The organism is Jeotgalibacillus proteolyticus (assembly GCF_002926065.1).
In the GTDB taxonomy this organism is placed as follows: domain Bacteria; phylum Bacillota; class Bacilli; order Bacillales; family Jeotgalibacillaceae; genus Jeotgalibacillus; species Jeotgalibacillus proteolyticus.
The window spans coordinates 156,010-177,572 of sequence record NZ_PREZ01000005.1 but is presented as its reverse complement, the minus strand read 5'-3'; the positions used below and the strand labels follow the sequence as shown (position 1 = coordinate 177,572).

At 44.0% G+C, this 21,563-nt stretch carries 18 protein-coding genes; 17 read left to right on the top strand and 1 reads right to left on the bottom strand.

The features are described 5' to 3' along the window. Positions 1-11: 11 nt before the first annotated feature. The 7 genes from C4B60_RS14000 to C4B60_RS13975 all read left to right on the top strand — a co-directional run bounded on the left by C4B60_RS14000 (position 12) and on the right by C4B60_RS13975 (position 9,510). Positions 12-1,148 carry an acyl-CoA dehydrogenase gene (locus C4B60_RS14000; protein ID WP_104058647.1) on the top strand — a complete coding sequence of 379 codons (1,137 nt, stop codon included), beginning with the start codon at positions 12-14 and terminating at the stop codon, positions 1,146-1,148. A 27-nt stretch (positions 1,149-1,175) separates the two neighbouring features. After that, positions 1,176-2,315 carry an acyl-CoA dehydrogenase gene (locus C4B60_RS13995; protein ID WP_104058646.1) on the top strand — a complete coding sequence of 380 codons (1,140 nt, stop codon included), beginning with the start codon at positions 1,176-1,178 and terminating at the stop codon, positions 2,313-2,315. An 89-nt stretch (positions 2,316-2,404) separates the two neighbouring features. Next, on the top strand, positions 2,405-3,052 hold the full coding sequence (locus tag C4B60_RS13990) for a TetR/AcrR family transcriptional regulator (protein ID WP_104058936.1): 648 nt from the start codon (positions 2,405-2,407) through the stop codon (positions 3,050-3,052). Positions 3,053-3,054: 2 nt separating this feature from the next. Further along, positions 3,055-6,324, top strand: a complete 3,270-nt coding sequence (gene icmF / locus C4B60_RS13985; RefSeq protein ID WP_104058645.1) for a fused isobutyryl-CoA mutase/GTPase IcmF — start codon at positions 3,055-3,057, stop codon at positions 6,322-6,324. A 94-nt stretch (positions 6,325-6,418) separates the two neighbouring features. Next, the gene (locus C4B60_RS21510) at positions 6,419-6,595 is read left to right on the top strand and encodes a hypothetical protein (RefSeq protein ID WP_167578672.1); all 177 of its coding nucleotides are present in this window, start codon (positions 6,419-6,421) and stop codon (positions 6,593-6,595) included. 203 nt (positions 6,596-6,798) lie between these two features. Further along, positions 6,799-7,350 (top strand): DNA-directed RNA polymerase subunit delta, encoded by a 552-nt coding sequence (rpoE, locus tag C4B60_RS13980; protein WP_104058644.1) that lies wholly within the window; start codon positions 6,799-6,801, stop codon positions 7,348-7,350. 564 nt (positions 7,351-7,914) lie between these two features. Then, positions 7,915-9,510, top strand: a complete 1,596-nt coding sequence (locus C4B60_RS13975; RefSeq protein WP_104058643.1) for a CTP synthase — start codon at positions 7,915-7,917, stop codon at positions 9,508-9,510. A gap of 64 nt (positions 9,511-9,574) precedes the next feature. Here the strand turns inward: C4B60_RS13975 and C4B60_RS13970 are convergent, their stop codons facing one another. Continuing rightward, positions 9,575-10,093, bottom strand: coding sequence for a DUF2529 domain-containing protein (locus C4B60_RS13970; RefSeq protein ID WP_104058642.1), 519 nt, complete (start codon positions 10,091-10,093; stop codon positions 9,575-9,577). A gap of 188 nt (positions 10,094-10,281) precedes the next feature. Here C4B60_RS13970 and C4B60_RS13965 point away from each other — a divergent pair, with 188 nt between their 5' ends. The 10 genes from C4B60_RS13965 to C4B60_RS13920 all read left to right on the top strand — a co-directional run bounded on the left by C4B60_RS13965 (position 10,282) and on the right by C4B60_RS13920 (position 21,348). Then, positions 10,282-10,644, top strand: a complete 363-nt coding sequence (locus C4B60_RS13965) for a response regulator (protein ID WP_104058641.1) — start codon at positions 10,282-10,284, stop codon at positions 10,642-10,644. Between the two features lie 178 nt (positions 10,645-10,822). Further along, entirely contained in the window at positions 10,823-11,680 is an 858-nt protein-coding gene (locus tag C4B60_RS13960) for a class II fructose-bisphosphate aldolase (protein ID WP_104058640.1), read from the top strand. Between the two features lie 185 nt (positions 11,681-11,865). Beyond that, positions 11,866-12,507, top strand: coding sequence for a fructose-6-phosphate aldolase (gene fsa, locus C4B60_RS13955; RefSeq protein WP_104058639.1), 642 nt, complete (start codon positions 11,866-11,868; stop codon positions 12,505-12,507). A gap of 154 nt (positions 12,508-12,661) precedes the next feature. After that, on the top strand, positions 12,662-13,948 hold the full coding sequence (locus C4B60_RS13950) for a UDP-N-acetylglucosamine 1-carboxyvinyltransferase (RefSeq protein ID WP_104058638.1): 1,287 nt from the start codon (positions 12,662-12,664) through the stop codon (positions 13,946-13,948). A 387-nt stretch (positions 13,949-14,335) separates the two neighbouring features. Next, on the top strand, positions 14,336-15,619 hold the full coding sequence (gene rho / locus C4B60_RS13945; RefSeq protein ID WP_104058637.1) for a transcription termination factor Rho: 1,284 nt from the start codon (positions 14,336-14,338) through the stop codon (positions 15,617-15,619). Positions 15,620-15,755: 136 nt separating this feature from the next. Next, positions 15,756-15,962, top strand: coding sequence for a 50S ribosomal protein L31 (gene rpmE, locus C4B60_RS13940; protein ID WP_104058636.1), 207 nt, complete (start codon positions 15,756-15,758; stop codon positions 15,960-15,962). A gap of 304 nt (positions 15,963-16,266) precedes the next feature. After that, positions 16,267-16,878 (top strand): thymidine kinase, encoded by a 612-nt coding sequence (locus tag C4B60_RS13935; RefSeq protein WP_104058635.1) that lies wholly within the window; start codon positions 16,267-16,269, stop codon positions 16,876-16,878. Between the two features lie 291 nt (positions 16,879-17,169). Then, the gene (locus tag C4B60_RS13930; protein WP_425331166.1) at positions 17,170-19,245 is read left to right on the top strand and encodes a beta-galactosidase; all 2,076 of its coding nucleotides are present in this window, start codon (positions 17,170-17,172) and stop codon (positions 19,243-19,245) included. Between the two features lie 34 nt (positions 19,246-19,279). After that, on the top strand, positions 19,280-20,128 hold the full coding sequence (locus C4B60_RS13925) for an AraC family transcriptional regulator (protein WP_104058633.1): 849 nt from the start codon (positions 19,280-19,282) through the stop codon (positions 20,126-20,128). 14 nt (positions 20,129-20,142) lie between these two features. Next, a complete protein-coding gene (locus tag C4B60_RS13920) occupies positions 20,143-21,348 on the top strand; it encodes a galactokinase (protein ID WP_104058632.1) in 1,206 nt (401 codons plus the stop codon). Positions 21,349-21,563: the final 215 nt, after the last annotated feature.

The following is a 21,563-nucleotide window of genomic DNA, read 5'->3' as shown; positions in this document are numbered from 1 at the left end:
GGGAGCAGGTCATGGAGCTGCGCTTTACAGAAGAACAAAAAATGATGAGAAAAATGGTCAGGGATTTTGCCCGTGAAGAAATTACACCTTTTATTCCGAAAATGGAGCAAGGAGAATTTCCCCGTGACATTATAAAGAAAATGGGAGAGCTCGGATTAATGGGAATCTCCGTTCCTGAAAAATACGGCGGCTCTGAAATGGATTTTATTTCGTATATTATCGCGGTTCATGAGCTCTCAAAAGTAAGCGCTGTCGTTGGGGTTATTTTATCAGTGCATACATCAGTCGGGACGAATCCGATTCTTTATTACGGAACAGAGGAGCAGAAACAAAAATATGTGCCGAAGCTTGCCTCAGGTGAGCACTTAGGAGCATTTTGTCTCACTGAGCCTGGTGCAGGTTCAGATGCAGGGGCATTAAAAACAAAAGCGGTCAAAAAAGACGATCATTATATCATCAATGGGTCAAAAATCTTCATCACAAACGGGGGAGAAGCAGACATTTATATTGTCTTTGCACGTACAAACCCGGAGGCAGGAAGAAAGGGGATTTCAGCCTTTATTGTGGAGAAGGAAACACCTGGCTTTATCGTAGGCAAGGATGAGGAGAAAATGGGTCTTCATGGCTCACGAACCGTGCAGCTGACCTTTGAGGATATGAAGGTGCCGGCAGAAAATCTGCTTGGAGAAGAAGGGGCAGGTTTTAGCATCGCGCTTGGAAATCTTGATACAGGAAGAATCGGCATTGCGGCAAAATCACTCGGGCTAGCTGAAGCAGCGTACGAGGCAGCGGTTGAGTATGCAAAGGAAAGAGTTCAATTTGGAAAGCCAATCTCACAGCAGCAGGGTATCGGCTTTAAGCTGGCAGATATGGCAACAGCAACAGAAGCTTCACGTCTGCTTGTGTACCAGGCAGCCTCTCTGCGTTCAGAGGGCAAGCCTTGCGGCAAGGAAGCATCGATGGCAAAGCTGTTCGCTTCGACAACTGCGATGAATAACGCGATTGAAGCGGTTCAGGTATTTGGAGGGAACGGTTACACAGAGGATTATCCTGTTGAGCGTTATTTCCGCGATGCGAAGATCAGTGAAATTTATGAAGGTACAAGTGAAATTCAACGAATCGTTATCAGTAAACACGTAACAAAATAACCTGTGAGATTGCTAGGAGGAACGAAGATGAATTTTAAATTAACTGAAGAGCATGAAATGATTCGAAAAATGGTCCGTGATTTTGCTGAAAAGGAAGTAGCGCCAACAGCTGCTGAGCGTGATGAGGAAGAACGGTTTGACCGTGGGATTTTCGATAAGATGGCGGAGCTTGGACTGACAGGGATCCCTTGGCCTGAAGAGTACGGCGGAATTGGAAGCGACTATCTGGCGTATGTAATTGCTGTGGAAGAGCTGTCCCGTGTATGCGCCTCTACAGGTGTAACGCTTTCCGCGCATTTATCGCTTGCAAGCTGGCCGATTTTTAAATTTGGAACAGAGGAGCAAAAAAGGCATTATCTGAGCGCGTTAGCCCAGGGGGAAATGCTAGGGGCATACGGTCTTTCAGAGCCGGGAGCAGGCTCTGATGTTTCCTCAATGAAAACAAGAGCGGTAAAAGACGGAGAAGATTATATTTTGAACGGCTCCAAGGTGTGGATTACAAACGGCGGAGTGGCCGATCTTTATATTATTTTCGCTATAACAGATCCATCCCAGGGAACCCGCGGAATGAGCGCTTTTATCGTTGAAGCAGGATTTGAAGGCTTTTCAGTCGGCAAAAAAGAGAAAAAGCTTGGCATTCGTTCTTCTCCGACAACAGAGCTTATTTTTGACAATGTAAGAATTCCTGGAGCGAACCTTCTCGGCAAAGAAGGAGAAGGCTTTAAAATTGCCATGATGACGCTTGACGGCGGACGGAACGGGATTGCAGCGCAGGCAGTCGGTATTGCACAGGGTGCTATGGATGCAGCCATTGAATACGCAAAGGGTCGGGAGCAGTTTGGTAAAACGATTTTAGCCAACCAGGGTGTTTCGTTTAAAATCGCTGATATGGCAACCTCAATTGAAGCTTCACGTCTTTTAACCTACCAGGCTGCGTGGCTCGAATCAGAAGGGCTTCCATACGGAAAAGAATCAGCTATGTCTAAGCTCTTTGCAGGAGATACAGCCATGAAAGTAACTGTGGAAGCAGTACAGGTATTTGGCGGCTACGGCTACACGAAAGACTACCCGGTTGAGCGTTTTATGCGCGATGCCAAAATTACACAGATTTATGAAGGCACACAGGAAATCCAGCGCCTTGTGATCGGGCGTATGGTAACAAAATAAAGACGCTGAAGCAGAGCCAAAAGACTCCAGATCGAGTAGTAACAGTTTTCTCCAGCTTAAATCTTATCAACAGAAGGGCAGGGATGCTTATGGTTAAAAGGCGTGAGGTACAGTCGTCTGTGAAGGATGAACGGCTTGTGGAAATGCGCCGTGATCAAATGATTAAAGGGGCCGTAGCGCTTTTTAAACAAAAGGGATTTCACCGGACCACGACACGGGAAATTGCCCGGGAATCCGGCTTTAGCATAGGGACTCTTTATGAATACATCCGGACAAAAGAAGACGTGCTGTATCTTGTATGCGACCGGATTTATGATGAAGTAAGAGGTCAGCTGCATGGCATGAATTTAAATGCGGGCACGGTTTCAAACCTCGCAATCGGCATCGCCCATTATTTTAAAGTGGTGGACGAAATGCAGGATGAGGTGCTTGTCATGTATCAGGAAGCGAAATCCCTTTCAAAGGATGCCCTGCCTTATGTGCTGAAAAAAGAGCTTGAAATGGTGAAAATGTTTGAAACGCTCGTTCAAAAATGCGTGGAGCAGGGAGAGCTTCAAATGGATGAAGAGCAGGTGCATCTTCTCGCTCAAAACATTTTTGTTCAGGGGCAGATGTGGGGCTTTAGAAGATGGGCGCTGCACCATGTCTACACAATCGACGAATACATTGAACGGCAAACAAAGCTGCTGCTGACAGGTATTGAAGGATACAAAACAGCAGCGTACAAGGGGGAATAAGCATGGCGGTTAGTGAACCGGTTATTTATAAGCCGACTCATCCAGTTCGATTTGTAACAGCATCCAGTTTATTTGATGGACACGATGCTTCGATCAATATCATGCGGCGGATTTTACAGGCAAGCGGTGCTGAGGTCATTCATTTAGGACATAACCGCTCTGTGGAAGAAGTGGTGAATGCAGCGATTCAGGAGGATGTACAGGGAATTGCCATCTCCTCTTACCAGGGAGGCCACGTAGAATACTTTAAGTATATGTACGATTTGCTTAATGAGCGCGGCGCCCCGCATATCAGGGTTTATGGAGGAGGCGGGGGAGTCATTATCCCGCGTGAGATTAAAGAGCTTCATGAATATGGAATCGCCCGCATCTTTTCTCCGGAGGACGGCCGCCTGCATGGTCTGCAGGGAATGATCAATCAAATGCTTGAGGAATGTGATTTTTCAACCGTCGACAGCGGGATGACAAATCAATTGGAAGAGCTCAAAGCAGGGAAGACACCTGTCATCTCAAAATTCATATCATTAGCTGAATACCGCATGAAGGAATCCGGAGAGGACAACAAGTGGCAAGCCATCCTGGATGAAGTAAAGGCGGAAGAGACAAAAGCTCCTGTAATTGGGATTACCGGTACAGGCGGCGCAGGGAAAAGCTCGTTAACGGATGAATTAATCCGTCGATTTATAAATGAAATTCCGGATAAAAAGGTAGCGATCCTGTCGATTGATCCAACAAAACAAAAAACAGGCGGCGCGCTGCTTGGGGACCGTATTCGCATGAATGCCATTTTTTCTGACCGCGTTTATATGAGAAGCCTTGCAACCCGCGGATCAAAAAGCGAGCTGTCTCTTGCTATACGCGACGCAATTTCAGTGGCAAAAGCAGCACAATTTGATCTAATCATCGTTGAAACAAGTGGAATTGGCCAGGGGGATGCTGAAATTGCAGAGATTGCAGACGTCTCCATGTATGTCATGACGAGTGAATTCGGTGCTCCGTCCCAGCTTGAAAAAATCGACATGATCGATTATGCCGACCTGATTGTTATTAATAAATTTGAGCGCAAGGGATCAGAGGATGCCAGACGCCAGGTTCAAAAGCAATATCAGAGAAGCCGCATGCTGTTTGATCGAGAGCTTGATGACATGCCTGTTTTCGGCACGATTGCCTCCCAGTTCAACGATGCAGGCACTAACGCGCTTTTTGCAGCATTGATCGGTGTAATTAATGACAAAACGAAGCTTTCATGGGCAACAGAGTTTACGACAAAAGCTGATGTAGAAAAACAAAATGTCATTATTCCTAACGACCGACGCTACTATTTGAGAGAAATCTCTGAGACCGTCCGCCGCTATCACGCCACTGCCACTCAGCAGGTGAAGCTTTCACGCCGGTTCTTCCAGCTTGAGGGCGCCATTTCAGCGCTGCAGGAGCAGGACCCGGAGGAAGCGGCAATTGCTCCTCTTCAAAAATTAAAGGCATCGGTTTTAGATCAGCTGTCCGCCCAATCAAAAACGATTCTTGAAGGCTGGCAGGCGCAAAAGGAATTATATAGTAAAGATCAATTCACCACGGTTATCCGGGACAAGGAAATTGTGACAGAGCTTACTGTAAAAAGTTTATCCGGGCTTTCTATTCCGAAGGTTGCTCTGCCGAAATACGAGGATTACGGCGAAATTTTAAAATGGGTGTACAAGGAAAATGTGCCAGGATCTTTCCCATACACAGCAGGCGTATTTCCATTTAAGCGCAAAGGGGAAGACCCTAAGCGGCAATTTGCCGGTGAAGGCACACCTGAACGGACAAACCGCAGATTCCACTACCTGTCTAAGGACGACGAGGCCAAACGGTTAAGCACGGCCTTTGATTCAGTAACACTATACGGAGAGGACCCGGATCACCGTCCGGACATTTATGGAAAAGTGGGCGAATCAGGGGTGAGCATTTGTACGCTTGAGGATATGAAAAAGCTTTATGCTGGCTTTGACCTCTGTGCCCCAAGCACGTCTGTTTCCATGACCATTAATGGGCCGGCTCCGATTATTTTAGCAATGTTTATGAATACCGCTATTGATCAGCAGGTAAAACGTAAAGAGGAAGACCTCGGCCGCACACTGTCGATTGAGGAATTTACAGAGGTTCGTGAAAAAACGCTTCAGGTTGTCCGCGGGACGGTGCAGGCGGATATTTTGAAAGAGGACCAGGGACAGAACACATGTATTTTCTCAACTGAATTTGCCCTGCGCATGATGGGGGACATTCAGCAGTACTTTATAGACCATAAGGTGAGAAACTACTACTCTGTTTCTATTTCCGGCTACCATATTGCAGAAGCAGGCGCAAATCCAATTTCCCAGCTGGCTTTCACACTCGCAAATGGTTTTACGTATGTGGAATATTACTTAAGCCGCGGAATGGATATTAATGCGTTTGCACCAAACCTATCCTTCTTTTTCTCAAACGGGCTTGACCCGGAATATACCGTTATTGGCCGTGTGGCACGCCGCATCTGGTCGACGGTAATGAGGGACAAGTACGGAGCAAATGAGCGCAGCCAGAAGCTGAAATATCATATTCAAACCTCCGGCCGCTCACTTCATGCACAGGAAATTGATTTCAATGATATCCGCACGACACTGCAGGCGTTGATGGCGCTGCAGGATAATTGCAACTCGCTTCACACTAATGCCTATGATGAAGCCATTACCACGCCGACAGAGGAATCGGTCCGACGTGCAATGGCAATTCAAATGATCATTACAAAAGAACATGGCCTCAGTAAAAATGAAAATCCGCTTCAGGGCTCATTTATCGTCGAAGAGCTGACTGATCTTGTTGAGGAAATGGTGCTGCAGGAATTTGACCGCATCGATGACCGCGGCGGTGTTCTCGGGGCGATGGAAACGCAGTATCAACGCGGAAAAATTCAGGAAGAGTCCATGTATTACGAAATGAAAAAGCATACAGGAGAGCTTCCAATCATCGGCGTTAATACGTACCTAAATCCTACCCCGCCATCTGAGGAACAAATGGACAGCATGGAGCTTGCGCGTGCCACCAAAGAAGAAAAAGAAACACAAATAGAAAATTTGAGAAGCTTCCAGAATACACACAAGGACGAAACAGAGGAAGCCTTAAATCGATTAAAGAAATCAGCCGTTTCCGGAGGCAATCTTTTTGCTGAGCTAATGGAAACAGTGAAGGTCGCTAGTCTTGGACAGATTACTCATGCGCTTTATGAAGTAGGCGGACAGTACCGCCGTAATATGTAAACGGGAATTGCCTGACGTAAAAGCATTTGCGTCAGGCGATTCTTTTTCGGTTATACTAGAAATACATAAACCTTAACCGACAGGATGTGGCACGATGGCGAAGACACTTTTTTTATATGGAACACTTATTTTGATGATCGTCATCACCTTTGTCCTCTATAATAGAATGCTTGGCGCAATTCCACTTCTCCTCGTGTCGCTTGTTTTATACTATTTAGCTTACAGAGAAACACAAAAAGAAAAAGAGAAGCAAAATCCGTCGAGAGACTAATTCAGAAATTAAAAGGTCAGGTATGGCATTTTAACGGATACTTTGGTTATAATGGATAATATGCTTTCACATAGGAAATTAGAGGCTTTTACGATAACGGTTTTTACACTTAGAAAATCTGAAGCGTAACAATCACATTTTGATAGAGTCCTTTACGATAATCGGAAGTATACGCTCATATTTGAAAAAAAGGAGTGCAAAGAATGGAACTTAAGAATCTTTCAAAAGAAGAGCTTCGCGAGTATTCTTTCATCGAAATCTCACATCATCTGCTTGTTGACCGTCATGCAACGATGACATTTAACGAGATGCTTGGCGAATGGAAGAAGCTTCTTGGCTTAACAGATAAAGAATTAAAGGCGCGCATGGTGCAATTTTACACAGACCTGAACATGGATGGACGTTTTATCTCTATTGGGGAAGACCAGTGGGGACTTCGTACATGGTACCCGCTTGATCAGGTTGAGGACGAGCATGTAACAAGTGAGATTCAAACCAAGAAAAAATCAAAAGCCAAGTCTAAAAAGAAAAAGCTGGCAGATGAGGATCTTGATTTTGATGATCTTGATGACGAAGAAGACGATCTGGCTTACGATGAGCTCGATGAGGACATTGAGGACATCGATGATCTTGACGATGATGATGAGGATGAAGACTTCGATGAAGAATTAATCGAAGATGATGACTTTGATCTCGATGAAGATGAAGAAGAAGAAGACGAAGATGAAGATTTAGAGGACGAAGAAGACAAATAATTCATTGAAAAACGGCAGGGCGCCAGTTGGTGCTTCTGCCGTTTTTTTATCAGTTTCGATAAAAAAGCAGAATCCTGGAGTGTTTAAATTTGGTAGAACTACATCAAATTTTTAGGATTTGATTGAAGCGGGAGCTTGAGATCCACTTGTGTTAGCAAGTTAGCGAAGGACCCCGCCCCGTATAAAGCATGCCCCTGCAGCGGAAATCAACACGCCACATTAAGGGTTTTTTGAATCCTTAACTTCAAAGGCAATTACCATCCCATTGTTAAGATCTGGATTGCTCTAAAATTCCGACAAATTCCCCCTTTAGAGTTTCTTCTTGACTATTTTTAGAATGATGGTAGTATTTTATTTGGGCTCCTTGAAAAAGGAACAATCGCAGATATTCGCGCTCCCTTGCGTTTTTAAACGTAGGAGGGGGCGCTTTTTGTTTTTTATAAACTCGATTTTTGTCAAATCAGTTTGATACAAAAAGGAATAAAACTCCCGCACTTAAGAAAGGCTTATAGCTTATAAGCCTGATCTAAAAATAGAGTGGCACCATCGAAAGGAGAAAAGAGCATGACAAAGTATATTTTCGTTACAGGCGGAGTAGTGTCATCACTTGGAAAAGGGATCACTGCAGCTTCACTTGGCCGTCTTTTAAAAAACAGAGGGTTAAGTGTTACCATTCAAAAATTTGATCCTTACATCAACGTAGACCCGGGAACGATGAGCCCGTATCAGCACGGAGAGGTTTTCGTTACAGGAGACGGCGCTGAAACAGATCTTGACCTCGGTCACTACGAGCGTTTTATTGATATTAACTTAAATAAATACAGCAACGTAACAACAGGAAAAATCTACTCAACGGTATTAAAGAAAGAACGCCGCGGAGATTATCTTGGCGGAACGGTTCAGGTTATCCCTCATATTACAAACGAGCTTAAAGAACGCGTTTTCCGCGCTGGCCGTGAAACAAATGCTGATGTCGTTATTACTGAAATCGGCGGAACAGTAGGGGATATCGAATCACTTCCTTTCCTTGAAGCGATCCGCCAGATTAAAAGTGATGTGGGCCGTGACAATGTCATGTATATCCACTGTACGCTAGTTCCTTACATTAAAGCCGCTGGTGAAATGAAAACTAAACCGACTCAGCACAGTGTGAAAGAACTGCGCAGTCTTGGTATTCAGCCAAATATCATCGTTGTGCGCACTGAAATGCCAATTTCTCAGGACATGAAGGATAAAATTGCGCTTTTCTGTGACATCGACGAGCGATCCGTTATTGAAGCAGCAGATGCTGATACACTTTATGCTGTTCCTCTTGCACTTCAGGCGCAAAGAATGGACAGCATTGTCTGTGAGCATTTAAAGCTTGATGCACCGGAACCTGACATGACAGAATGGAACGAGCTTGTGAACCGGGTTCGCAATCTTTCCGGCAAAACAAAAATTGCTCTAGTCGGAAAATATGTTGAGCTGCAGGATGCCTACATTTCAGTAGTAGAATCCTTAAGACACGCAGGCTACCAGTTTGATGTTGAGGTAGAAGTGAAATGGCTGAATTCTGAATTGCTGACAGCAGATAATATTGAAGAAGAACTGAATGACGTTGACGGAATTTTAATTCCAGGTGGATTTGGCGATCGCGGAATTGAAGGGAAAATTGAAGCGATCCGTTATGCACGTGAAAAGAAGAAGCCTTTCTTTGGTATTTGCCTCGGCATGCAGCTTGCGTCTGTTGAGTACGCGCGTAATGTGCTTGGCCTGACCCATGCGCATTCAGCAGAGATCATGCCGACTACACCTGACCCAATCATTGACCTTCTTCCTGAGCAAAAGGATATTGAAGACCTTGGCGGAACCCTTCGTCTTGGACTGTATCCATGTAAGCTTGACGGAGGTACAAAAGCACGTGAAGCCTACAGCTCTGAAGTGGTTTATGAGCGGCACCGACACCGCTTTGAATTCAATAATCAATACCGTGAGCAAATGGAGAAGGAAGGGTTCCTATTCTCAGGTACAAGCCCAGACGGACGTTTAGTTGAAATCATTGAGCTTGCTGACCACCCTTGGTTTGTCGCATGTCAGTTCCACCCAGAATTTACATCACGACCAACACGTCCACAGCCATTGTTCAGAGATTTTGTAAAAGCTACATTAGAAAAGTAAATTTAGTGAGTTAAAAAAAGGTCGTTTAAACGACAAAAAAGGACAAGCCGAGGCTTGTCCTTTTTTATTCTTCATCGAGCATTTCGTCGAGTGTAAATTTTATTCCGTGATATAAATACAGAGCAGCCAGCAGAGAAGGAAAGCCATAACGGTTCCCTTCATCATCAGGAAGCAATCCTTTAACTACCTGTGTATTTAAGTTTATGTCTGCACTCTCCATAATATCGCCTTCTGCATCCTTTACCTTTCCGCAAACCACAACAAAAGGAATATTTTTTTCAGCCAGCTTCTGTCCAAGACTAATTGCCTCTGCATCGGTTGAGCGCCTTGCAAAAATAAGTGCGCGATCAGCCTGATCAAGAATCTCCGGCTCGTTAAGCTCAAGAGCACCCTTAAGCGGCTCCTCGCCATAGAGCGCCTCAATGACAGCTCCCTGCATTTCACCAAATCCCTTTAGATAAATATGCCCTTCCCCTGCAATTGCCTGGGCAAGTAAACGTGCAGCATCCTCAATAGCCATTTCCTCCTTGCTGTGAAGACGGGAAAATAAGCCTGTCAGCTGGGTTGTAAACATTTTTAGCACGTGATCAAATCCTTTCCATTAAAAAGTGTAACAGCCTTTTGTCGAATAATGTAATACGGTTTTTGACTCTATTCGCACCAATAAGAAGGAACTGTACATTATTTGTAGAATGTACCATAATACAGAGAGAAAATTAAAATTATTTCTATTAAAAATAAAACAGGAATCAAGCTAAAGAGGTGGAGACTGTGGAAGAAAAGATATTGATCGTTGACGACCAATTCGGTATCCGTATTTTGTTAAATGAGGTGCTGAACAAAGAAGGGTATAAAACATTTCAGGCAGCAAATGGGTATGAGGCTCTTTCTCTACTTAATGAAGATCCCGATCTGGTTTTGCTGGATATGAAGATTCCTGGTATGGACGGCATTGAAATCCTGAAAAGAATGAAGAAGCAGCGCGAGGATATCCGTGTTGTGATCATGACAGCCTACGGTGAGCTGGACATGATCCAGGAAGCGAAAAATTTGGGAGCGCTTACGCATATTGCAAAGCCTTTTGACATCGAGGATATCAGGCAGGTCGTCCGGAAATATTTGCAGCTCTCCTAATCTATAGTAGGAATAGCATGAATTGTGTTTCTTTTCACAACGAAGCAACAACCATAGTCAAATGGTGTTTCTTTTGATATGATACTAGTGAAAATAGTTGCCGGAGTGGATATACCTTTTTATATCCATGATGTACCCTGTGTACTTTACCGCACAATTCTAAGGAGGAGTTACGATTATGCCTTTAGTTTCTATGACAGATATGTTAAACACAGCAAAAGAGCAAGGTTATGCTGTAGGGCAATTTAACCTAAATAACCTTGAGTTTACTCAAGCGATTCTTCAAGCAGCCGAAGAAGAAAAATCACCAGTTATCCTTGGTGTTTCTGAAGGTGCAGCACGATACATGAGCGGTTTTAAAACCGTTGTAAAAATGGTGGAAGGTCTTTTAGAAGACTTAAATATCACAGTTCCAGTTGCCATTCACCTTGACCACGGTTCAAGCTTTGAAAAATGTAAAGAAGCAATCGATGCAGGATTTACTTCTGTAATGATCGACGCTTCTCACGGTCCTTTCGAAGATAACGTTGAGACTACTTCTAAAGTAGTTGAATACGCACACTCTAAAGGTGTATCAGTTGAAGCTGAGCTTGGAGTAGTAGGCGGACAGGAAGATGACGTTATCGCTGATGGCGTAATCTATGCTGATCCAATCGAGTGTAAAGAGCTTGTTGAGCGTACTGGTATTGACACGCTTGCACCTGCACTTGGATCTGTTCACGGCCCTTACAAAGGTGAACCAAACCTTGGCTTTAAAGAAATGGAGCAAATCGGAAGCGAAGCTGGCGTTCCAATCGTACTTCACGGCGGAACTGGAATTCCTACTAAGGATATTCAAAAAGCAATCTCTTACGGTACGGCAAAAATCAATGTAAACACTGAAAACCAAATCGCATCTGCGAAAGCGGTTCGTGAAGTGCTTGCAAACGATTCAGAAGTATACGATCCACGTAAGTATCTTGGACCTGCACGTGAGGCAATCAAGCAAACTGTTGCCGGAAAAATGCGTGAATTCGGTTCTTCAAACAAAGCATAATTTATTCGTCTCACTTTCTTAGTTAAATGAGGAAAAGAGTCAAATGACAAAAGGCTGGCTCAAGGACAGGGTGTTCAACAGAAGGGAAAACCTTTTGTTAAATATGCCTGTTTTGGGTCAGTCCTTTCTTTTAATTATTGAATTTAGAAAATTTGAATAATCACACGAACAGGGAGATGGATTATATGAAATTTTTTATCGATACTGCTAATATGGATGAAATTGTTGAAGCGCACAGCTGGGGGATTATTTCAGGGGTAACGACAAATCCTTCGCTTGTAGCAAAAGAAAATATTTCATTTCATGACCGCCTAAAAGAAATCACCGATCTTGTAGAAGGGTCCGTAAGTGCAGAGGTTATCTCACTTGATGCGGCCGGCATGATCGAAGAGGGTTTAAAGCTTGCTGAAATTGCCCCAAATATCACCGTAAAAGTCCCCATGACACCGGACGGCTTAAAAGCAACTGCAGCATTCGCCAAAAAAGGAATCAAGACAAATGTCACACTGATTTTTAATGCAAACCAGGCGCTGATTGCTGCAAGAGCCGGAGCTTCCTATGTGTCACCTTTCCTTGGAAGATTAGACGATATCGGTCATGACGGCATGGATCTAATCCAAACGATCTCGACTATTTTTGAACTTCACAGCATTGATACTGAAATCATTGCTGCGTCGATTCGTCATCCTCAACACGTAACCCAGGCAGCGCTGAATGGTGCACATATTGCCACCTGTCCGCAAAAAGTATTGAAGCAATTATTTAGTCATCCTCTGACCGATGCAGGGATTGAAGCATTCTTAAACGATTGGAACAAACAGAGATAAAAAATTTACCTATTCTCACATTTCTTTCACATGATTAGAAAGAAGAGTGCGCACACTAACATAAAAGTCATCTGAGATCAGGTGCCACAAAAAGCGCTGTAAAAAGAACTGATAATACAGCGCTTTTCGTGGAATAGGGGAAGGAGCATCTACGATGGAAAAGCTTAAGATTGAAGGGGGCCACCCTCTGACAGGAAGAATAAAAGTGAGTGGAGCAAAAAACAGTGCAGTGGCGCTTATTCCAGCAACTATTTTAGCTGACTCACCTACTGTAATAGAAGGATTGCCCGATATTTCTGATGTACAAACCTTAAAGGAATTACTGGAGGAAATCGGGGGGAGTGTGGAATTTCACGACGGAGAAATGCATGTTTCACCTGAAGGAATGGTCGCCATGCCATTGCCAAACGGCCGGGTTAAAAAGCTGCGCGCCTCCTACTATTTAATGGGAGCCATGCTTGGACGGTTTAAAAAAGCAGCGATTGGCCTTCCGGGAGGGTGTTATTTGGGTCCCCGTCCGATCGATCAGCATATTAAGGGTTTTGAAGCGCTCGGAGCAAAGGTAACAAATGAGCAGGGAGCCATTTATCTTCGTGCAGATGAATTGATTGGCGCCCGCATCTATCTGGATGTAGCAAGTGTTGGTGCAACCATTAACATCATGCTTGCAGCCGTTCGTGCAAAAGGGCAGACGATTATTGAAAATGCAGCGAAAGAGCCTGAAATTATTGATGTTGCGACGCTGTTAAACAATATGGGTGCCAAAATTAAGGGTGCTGGAACCAATGTCATTCGTATTGAAGGGGTAGAGTCATTAAGCGGAACTCGTCACACCATTATTCCTGACCGCATCGAAGCAGGTACATACATGATTTTAGGTGCAGCTGCAGGCGGCGGAATTACTGTTGAAAACGTTATTCCGTTTCACATGGAATCCCTCACCTCCAAGCTTCGTGAAATGGGCGTGCCGATTGAAGTCGGTGACGAGGAGATTTACATCGGCAAAGCGGACAAACTTAATTCAGTGGATGTTAAAACGCTTGTTTACCCGGGCTTCCCAACCGATCTTCAGCAGCCATTAACCACCCTGCTGACAAAAGCAGAAGGGACAGCTCTCATCACAGATACCATTTATACAGCACGCTTTAAGCATATCGATGAATTAAGAAGAATGAATGCCAATATTAAAACCGAAGGAAGTTCAGCAATTATTTATGGTCCGGCAACACTTCAGGGCACGCGGGTAAAGGCTTCTGATTTACGGGCCGGTGCAGCTCTTGTTATTGCAGGAGTGATGGCAGAAGGCATTACAGAAGTAACTGGACTTGAGCATATCGATCGAGGCTATAGCGATCTGATTGAAAAATTAACGGGTCTTGGCGCTGTTATTTGGCGGGAAGAGATGTCTGAGTCAGAGCTTGAGCAGGTTAAAAATCAATAATTGTTAAGTAGTAGCCGTACTAGAGGTTAAATGCTTAAAGAAAAAGCCAAGCCTTGTCATGCGGAAAATTTACCCGCAGGAAATAGGTAAATAATTCATTTATATTTCATTCAGTATGCCAAAAAGCCTGATCTAATCGTATTTCAGGGGGCTGAGAGCTTCGAGTTTGTAGGATCTATACAATCGGGGCTCTTTTCATTTTCGATTAGGAATTGCTTGTAAACAAAATAACAGGTAAAATAGGATTGGCTCAAACGATCTTCAGTTTTTTTCAACGTTTTCCCATTCAACCTCTTTTCTTCTAGCAACATGCCCTTACCCATTAATCATTCAACCAAATAGACAGTATGGCTAGAGAACAGAAAATATAAAAAGTGTGGTGTATTTATGGAAGAGTTAAAAATGTCTTCACTTGATAATATGAAGCTTAAAGAATTATATGAGCTAGCGAAGCAATATCGGGTGTCTTATTATAGTAAACTGACGAAAAAGGAATTAATTTTTTCAATCTTAAAATCTCGTGCAGAACAGGAAGGCTTCTTTTTTATGGAAGGCGTTCTTGAAATTATTCAATCGGAGGGCTTCGGCTTCCTTCGCCCAATCAATTATTCTCCAAGCTCGGAGGATATTTATATTTCAGCATCCCAAATCCGCCGCTTTGATCTTCGTAATGGAGACAAGGTGTCAGGAAAAGTACGTCCGCCTAAAGAAAACGAACGCTACTTCGGTCTTTTGCATGTTGAAGCAGTAAATGGCGACGACCCTGAGACGTCAAAGGAAAGAGTCCACTTTCCTGCCTTAACACCGCTTTATCCTGACCGCCAGATCAAGCTTGAAACAGAGCCTAAATCACTTTCTACTAGAATTATGGATCTTGTTTCGCCTGTAGGATTTGGACAGCGGGGATTAATCGTAGCACCGCCGAAAGCCGGTAAAACGATGCTCCTTAAAGAAATTGCCAATTCGGTAACAACGAACCATCCTGAAGCGGAGCTGATTGTTCTTTTGATCGATGAGCGCCCTGAGGAAGTAACAGATATTGAACGCTCCGTGCAGGCTGATGTTGTCAGCTCCACTTTTGATGAGGTGCCTGAAAACCATATTAAAGTGGCAGAGCTTGTCCTTGAACGCGCCATGCGTCTTGTTGAGCACAAGCGTGACGTAATCATCCTGATGGACAGCATTACCCGTCTGGCAAGAGCTTATAACCTTGTGATTCCGCCAAGCGGCCGTACACTCTCCGGAGGGATTGACCCGGCAGCCTTCCACCGTCCTAAGCGCTTCTTTGGAGCAGCCCGTAATATTGAAGAAGGGGGAAGCCTGACAATTTTGGCAACAGCCCTTGTTGATACAGGCTCCCGTATGGATGAAGTCATTTATGAGGAATTTAAAGGGACCGGAAACATGGAGCTTCACCTTGACCGTGCCCTTGCAGAACGCCGCATCTTCCCGGCTATTGATATCCGCCGGAGCGGTACACGTAAAGAAGAGCTACTTGTACCGGCAGGCCATCTGGACAAGCTATGGGCGATTCGCCGTGCGCTGTCTGATTCACATGACTTTGCTGATCGTTTCCTTCGCAAGCTTCGTCAGTCAAAAACGAATAATGAATTTTTTGAGAATCTGACAGAGGAAATGAAAACGCACCAAAACGGCTCAAGAAATAAATAAGCTGACACATATTGATTAACATCTGAGAGCCTGCTATAATGTAAGCATTGTGCTTGTATAGCACTTTAAGGCATGATACTATTAGTAATGTACTTACTCTGTTCCAGATGGTTCAGGGCGGAAGGAGATGAAATAGATGAGAGCAGCAATTCATCCAAATTACAAACTTGCAAAGGTTTCTTGTACTTGCGGTAATGAATTTGAAACTGGTTCTGTGAAAGAAGACATTCGCGTAGAGGTTTGTTCTGAGTGTCACCCATTCTACACAGGCCGTCAGAAATTCGCAGCAGCGGATGGCCGTGTTGATCGTTTCAACAAAAAATACGGTCTTAAGCAACAGTAATAACAGAACAGGCAAGATTATCTTGCCTGTTTTTTTACGGCTAAAATAGGGTAAAGTAAGACGGAAATTGTCAAATCATGACCTTTTTTGCTCTTGTCCCATTTTGCTTAATGACGTAAAATAAATGGCATATCACAAATGATAAAACGAATGACTCCGATGCCTAATGAGTGACAAGGAGATCATTCTTTTCTTTTTTACATAGACAGGGATAAATGGATCAATACTTTATAAAACGTAAGAGGGCCCTGTTCCCTTTATAGAGGCAAAACAAAAGCAACTGCAGGAAGGAGCTGGGTTTCCGGTGTACGTTATGAAACAAACAGGTTGGGTTGAGGTAATATGCGGAAGCATGTTTTCAGGGAAATCGGAGGAGCTGATCAGGCGTGTGCGCCGTGCACAATTTGCCAGACAGCATATCATGGTATTTAAGCCAAAGCTTGATGACCGATATAGTGAGGAAGCAATTGTTTCTCATAATGGAGCGTCCGTCATTGCCGTACCGGTTGAATCATCAGCTGAAATACTTGGTCAGGTAACCGCTCAGGCTGACTTAATTGCAATAGATGAAGTACAATTCTTTGATAATGGTATTGTCGACGTCGTCACACAGCTTGCTGACCGTGGCTACCGCGTTGTCGTTGCGGGACTTGACCAGGATTTTAAAGGGGAGCCATTCGGCCCCGTTCCTCATTTAATGGCCCTGGCTGAGCAAGTAACAAAGCTTCAGGCGGTGTGTGCAGTATGCGGCTCACCTGCCAGCAGAACCCAGCGCCTCATTGAAGGACGCCCGGCAGGCTACGACGACCCCGTCATTCTTGTAGGCGCATCAGAAGCGTACGAGCCCCGCTGCCGCCACCACCACGAGGTTCCAACCGGCGTCACGGTTACCGCTGAAAAAAGCACAACAAAATAAAGCAAATAAACAGAGGGCATTCCGTATTTGCGGGATGCCTTTTTTGTGTATCCAATTATAAAAGTATAAGAAAACACGTACATTTTTGGTTAGGAAAAAACATAAGGGTTTGTTTCATATTATTATATTCGATTTTCACTATCTTATATTTCATAAGGTTTGAAAACGCTTTAACATATAACATAAGAATAAAAAATTTATAGCTCCTGTTCAGTGTAGATAAAAAACATAAGTCCTTGAATGTTTTTCAAGCTCCTGTAATGAATGTCAAACTCTAACGAAAGAAGTGTGATGAAAATGAAAAAGTTCCCACCGATCAGTGCAAAAATCCCTTCCATGCTCCATGGGGCAGACTACAATCCTGAGCAGTGGCTAAGCTATCCGGAGGTTCTAGAAGAGGATATCCGTCTGATGAAGCTTGCCAAGTGTAATGTCATGTCAGTCGGTATTTTTTCCTGGGTTTCCTTGGAGCCTGAAGAAGGGGTACATACCTTTGACTGGCTGGATCGTGTCCTTGATACATTCCAAGAAAACGGAATCTATGCATTTTTAGCTACACCGAGCGGGGCGAGACCTGCGTGGATGTCAGAAAAATACCCTGAAGTCCTGCGGGTAAACGCAAACCGGTCAAGAAACCTGCACGGGGCACGGCATAATCATTGCTTTTCTTCTCCTGTTTACAGAGAAAAGGTTAAGGCAATCAATACGAAATTAGCCCAAAGATATGCTGAGCATCCGGCCGTGATCGGCTGGCATATCTCAAATGAGTATGGCGGTGACTGCCATTGTGATTATTGCCTGGAGGCATTCAGAGGCTGGGTAAAGGATAAATATGGTACGCTTGAAGAATTAAATCATGCCTGGTGGACGACATTTTGGAGTCATACGTTAACCGAGTGGTCACAAATCGAATCTCCTGCCCTTCACGGCGAAAATGCTGTTCATGGAATGAATTTGGACTGGAAGCGCTTCGTAACGGATCAAACCGTTGATTTCCTGAAGCACGAGACGGCTCCGATAAAGGAGAAAAGCAATCTTCCTGTAACAACGAATTTTATGGAGGCCTTTGAAGGACTTAATTACTGGAAATTTACTGATATCATCGATGTCGTGTCGTGGGATGCCTATCCGACCTGGCATGACAAAAAAGACGACAGCGAGCAGGCAGCCTGGTTTTCACTGCTGCATGACCTGAAGCGATCGTTAAAAGGCGGAAAGCCATTTATGCTGATGGAAAGCACGCCGAGCTCTACAAACTGGCAGGACGTAAGTAAGCTCAAAAGGCCGGGAATGCACGCATTATCCTCTATCCAGGCGGTGGCTCACGGCTCCGACACCGTACAGTATTTTCAGTGGCGTAAAAGCCGGGGTTCAAGTGAAAAGCTTCATGGTGCCGTAGTGGATCATTACGGAAAAGAGGATACCAGAGTGTTTCAGGAGGTTGCAGGAATAGGCGACACGCTCCAAAGGCTTGATGAAATAGTAGGGACCACGGTAATACCTGAGGTTGCGATCATTTTTGACTGGGAAAACCGCTGGGCAATGAAGGACGCCCAGGGACCAAGAAATATAGGCATTCATTATGAGGAACAAATCAGGCGTCATTACCGCCCGCTATGGGATATGGGGGTTCCTGTAGATATTATTGATATGGACTGTGATCTTTCAAAATACAAGCTGGTGATCGCACCGATGCTTTATATGGTGAGACCGGGTGTAGGAGAACGCATTGAACAATTCGTTCAGGAAGGCGGGGTTTTTGTTACGACGTACTGGTCTGGCATCGTAAATGAAAATGATCTTTGCTTCCTTGGAGGCTTCCCGGGACCGCTCCGTAAAACCCTTGGCATCTGGTCAGAAGAAATTGATAGTCTGCATGAAGGGGAAGTGAATCTTGTTAAAATGGAAGAAGACCATTCACTTGGATTGAGCGGTGAATTTGAAACACATGAGCTTTGCGACCTGATTCATCTTGAAGGAGCCATTTCACTAGCCTCCTATCAGAAGGATTTCTACGCAGGCCGGCCGGCTTTGACCGTAAACCATTTTGGCAAAGGGAAAGCTTATTATGAAGCCTCACGAAACAAAGAACCATTTTACACGGAGTTTCTTGGTGCATTAGTTGAGGAAAACAACATTCAAAAAGTAACGAAATCATCTCTTCCGCACGGAGTTACAGCACAAAAACGCTCAGATGGGGAAAGTGATTTTATCTTCGTAATGAACTTTTCACCAGACACTCAAACCATTAAGATTGAAGAAGAGTTTACGGATCTAATCGAAGGTAATGCAGTACCTGAATCCGTTGTCCTGCAGCCTTATGGATTTAAAATACTTAAAACGGGTCTTTCAAATGAACAGGTATAAATTCTAAAACCAAACAGAAATGGAGTGAAAAGGGATGGAGGAAATAAAGAAAAGATATGTCTTCACATCGCTTGAAAAAACACTTCCATTATTTATTGAAAGCATTGGATACAATCCTTACGAACTAAGCTTCTCAAGACCTGATGGCTATCCATATTTTCACTGGCTTCAAACGGTAGAAGGAGAAGGCACGGTTACCTTTTCGGGTCAAAATAGTACCTTAAAAGCTGGGAATGGTGTTCTTTTAATGCCATTTACCCCGCACTCCTATTCTCCTTCAAATGATAAATGGTCCACGATGTATCTAACCTTTGGCGGTGCCGCCGTGGATGCCATTCTTGATTCACTGGAGATTAATTACTCTGCGCTTTATGCAGAAACAAACAAAGATCTATTTGCGGCTCTAGTGGAGAATATGATTATCAACGTGGAGAAAATGCCTGAGTTTTCAGGACTTGAATTCTCAAATGACCTCTATCATTTCATTATCAAGCTGAAAAAATACGGCAAGATAAACAATCAGCCTTCACTGTCACAGTACTATGCTAAAATCAGCCCGGTTGTGAACTGGATCGAGCGGAAATATGCCGACAACATTGGTCTACCGGAAATGGCTGAGCAGGGGAAAATGAGTCCGCAGTATTTAAATACTTTGTTCCGTGACACATTTGGGATCAGCCCTTATTCATTTCTGATCCAAATAAGAATAAGAGAATCAAAAAAGCACCTCATATCTAATTACAACGCTTCACTGAAAGAGATTTCAAAGCTTGTTGGCTTTAATGATGTCAGTCATTTTGTCGCCACCTTCAGGAAAAAAGAAGGAATGACGCCGGCGAAATACAGAAGTCTTCATCAATCTCAAAAAATCGAAATTTATTAATAGGGGTGAATGAAATGGCTCTCACACAGGAGTTAGTCACTGAATTTGATAAACTATTTCCTCCTTCCAAAAAAAATAAACGTCTATTTTTTGCTCCAGGCAGAGTGAACTTAATAGGGGAGCACACGGACTACAATGGCGGATTTGTTTTCCCGGCGGCTCTCACCATTGGAACACATATGGTGATTCGGGAGCGGGATGACGAAACGATTAACGCGATCAGCAATAATTTTGACCAGCCAGTTTCGTTTACATTGTCAGAGCTCGACTTTGATTCCGATGATCAATGGGGCAATTACCCTAAAGGGGTCGTAAAGGAGCTTTTAACCAAAGGGGTAAAAGTAAAGGGCGCCGATATTTTATATGAAGGAACGATTCCAAATGGAGCCGGACTTTCCTCCTCCGCCTCCATTGGTATGGTCACCGCCTATGCTCTCGCCAAATTGGGCAGCGCCAGCCTTTCCCGTGTGGAGCTCGCTCAATTATGCAAGAGGATGGAAAATGAATTTATCGGTGTAAACAGTGGAATTATGGATCAATACGCGATCGGTCTATGTAAGCAAAATCATGCAATTTATTTGAACACATCCACAATGGAAGCAGAGGATGTTCCTTTAGAGCTCGGCAACTATAAAATCGTCATAACGAATACAAACAAAAGAAGAACCCTCTCTGATTCTAAATACAACGAACGGCGTTCTCAGTGCGAGGAGGCCCTGAAAAATATTCAGCAAAAGCGGCCAGACATCCAAAGCCTGAGTAATCTAGATGTCCAGGATCTGCCCGAAATTGAAGAAACACTTCAAAATAACCTTCTTTTCCAACGGACGAAACATGTCATCACTGAAAACGACCGCTCCCGCCAAGCAAAAAAAGCACTCCAGGATGGCGACCTTTCGTTATTTGGTGAACTCATGATCGGTTCCCATCAATCATTAAAGAACGATTACGAAGTCACAGGACAAGAGCTTGATGCACTGTTTCAAACCCAAAGAGAAGCAGAGGGATGCATCGGAACCAGAATGACCGGCGCAGGATTTGGAGGCTGCACAGTAAGTCTGGTCCTCGAAGACAGCATCCAAGCCTTTCAAAAAGAAGTACACAGCCAATACAAAAAACAAACCGGATTAACCCCTGATTTTTACATTTGTGAAGCAGGAAAGGGAGTGCATGAGCAGGAGATTGGTGCAGTGAATGAATATACTGGAACAGAAAAATAGGGAAACAAGAGTTTTACCCTGACGCCTGTCTAAGAACAGACCACCAGAAATGGTGGTTTTACGTTGTTACTTAGTGAATCCACTCGTTTTCAGACCAATTTGTTTTCCTGTTTCGTGTTTCAGTCCATTTTCTTTCCTTGTGACGCATGTGTAAGGGACTAATCTGTCCAAAACATTTTTTAATCTGTTGGAAATCATCAATAAACTGTCTGCTT

Excerpts from the sequence above, each read along its gene's own strand:
- C4B60_RS21510 (WP_167578672.1), top strand. The coding sequence starts at position 6,419 with ATGGCGAAGACACTTTTTTTATATGGAACACTTATTTTGATGATCGTC.
- rpoE (WP_104058644.1), top strand. The coding sequence starts at position 6,799 with ATGGAACTTAAGAATCTTTCAAAAGAAGAGCTTCGCGAGTATTCTTTC.
- C4B60_RS13925 (WP_104058633.1), top strand. The coding sequence starts at position 19,280 with ATGGAGGAAATAAAGAAAAGATATGTCTTCACATCGCTTGAAAAAACA.
- rho (WP_104058637.1), top strand. The coding sequence starts at position 14,336 with ATGGAAGAGTTAAAAATGTCTTCACTTGATAATATGAAGCTTAAAGAA.
- C4B60_RS13990 (WP_104058936.1), top strand. The coding sequence starts at position 2,405 with ATGGTTAAAAGGCGTGAGGTACAGTCGTCTGTGAAGGATGAACGGCTT.
- fsa (WP_104058639.1), top strand. The coding sequence starts at position 11,866 with ATGAAATTTTTTATCGATACTGCTAATATGGATGAAATTGTTGAAGCG.
- C4B60_RS13975 (WP_104058643.1), top strand. The coding sequence starts at position 7,915 with ATGACAAAGTATATTTTCGTTACAGGCGGAGTAGTGTCATCACTTGGA.
- C4B60_RS13995 (WP_104058646.1), top strand. The coding sequence starts at position 1,176 with ATGAATTTTAAATTAACTGAAGAGCATGAAATGATTCGAAAAATGGTC.
- icmF (WP_104058645.1), top strand. The coding sequence starts at position 3,055 with ATGGCGGTTAGTGAACCGGTTATTTATAAGCCGACTCATCCAGTTCGA.
- C4B60_RS14000 (WP_104058647.1), top strand. The coding sequence starts at position 12 with ATGGAGCTGCGCTTTACAGAAGAACAAAAAATGATGAGAAAAATGGTC.
- C4B60_RS13960 (WP_104058640.1), top strand. The coding sequence starts at position 10,823 with ATGCCTTTAGTTTCTATGACAGATATGTTAAACACAGCAAAAGAGCAA.
- C4B60_RS13930 (WP_425331166.1), top strand. The coding sequence starts at position 17,170 with ATGAAAATGAAAAAGTTCCCACCGATCAGTGCAAAAATCCCTTCCATG.
- rpmE (WP_104058636.1), top strand. The coding sequence starts at position 15,756 with ATGAGAGCAGCAATTCATCCAAATTACAAACTTGCAAAGGTTTCTTGT.
- C4B60_RS13950 (WP_104058638.1), top strand. The coding sequence starts at position 12,662 with ATGGAAAAGCTTAAGATTGAAGGGGGCCACCCTCTGACAGGAAGAATA.
- C4B60_RS13920 (WP_104058632.1), top strand. The coding sequence starts at position 20,143 with ATGGCTCTCACACAGGAGTTAGTCACTGAATTTGATAAACTATTTCCT.